This window comes from uncultured Ruegeria sp. (assembly GCF_947489545.1).
Classification (GTDB): Bacteria; Pseudomonadota; Alphaproteobacteria; order Rhodobacterales; family Rhodobacteraceae; genus Ruegeria.
Map to the genome: position 1 here is coordinate 1 of NZ_CANLDZ010000080.1, position 825 is coordinate 825.

An 825-nucleotide genomic window follows, 5' to 3' on the forward strand; every position below is an offset into this window, starting at 1 on the left:
AAATACGGGCCTTGATCGCAGTACTTGACGTATCGCCCTGCTGCCAGTCACGAGAGCTCCAGGTAACGATGAAATTGCCATTGGAGAGGGCTGTTACACTCGGGTCGCTCTGATCTCTGTTGGTAAATTCATTGACGCGGAACTCACTGACGATCTCGACACCGTTTGCGTCAAATATACGGGCCTTGATGGCAGTAGTTGACGTATCGCCTTGCTGTTGGTCCCGGGACTGCCACGTTACGACAAAATTACCATTGGCCAGTTCTGTAACACTTGGGTTGTTTTGAGTGCTATTGGTAAACTCATTGACCAGGAATTCACTTGTACCAACGATATCATCAGCCGCGACAGGTGCATCGTTGACTGGTGTTATCTCAAGCTCAAAGGAACTGCTGGCTGAAAGAGACCCGTCGCTGGCCGTCACCATTACATTCAATATTCCGTTGGCGTTCTGGGGCGGTGTGCCTGAGAAACTTCCCGAGGCAGCATCAAACACCAACCAGTAAGGCAGCGAGGCACCATTGCTAAGCGTCGCACTTAGGGTCAGCGCATCGCCATCCACATCCGTAAATGCATTCGCTGGCAGTACGAAGCTCACAGCTTCATCTTCTGCTGAAGACTGATGAGGCAATGCAATTGCCAGAACGGGTGCATTGTTCATAACGGTCATTAAGTTCTCCAATTCAATCTGGTGAGCAATTGGGGTGATCTCGTTTGCATGCTGAATGCGCGGGTACCGGGCTCTACGGTTCTGGAGAGTTTTGTCGCTTTGATTTTTGCTGTCTGATTACCCGCGAATACGCCCAGCCAATTCGTCCCGCATCC

Annotated in this window: 1 protein-coding gene; it reads right to left on the reverse strand. The window is 50.9% G+C overall.

What is annotated here, in order from left to right; genetic code table 11:
- The coding region (locus tag Q1B13_RS26845; RefSeq protein WP_299085959.1) for a putative Ig domain-containing protein at positions 1–670 on the reverse strand (670 nt) is incomplete at its 3' end.
- Positions 671–825 lie beyond the last annotated feature (155 nt).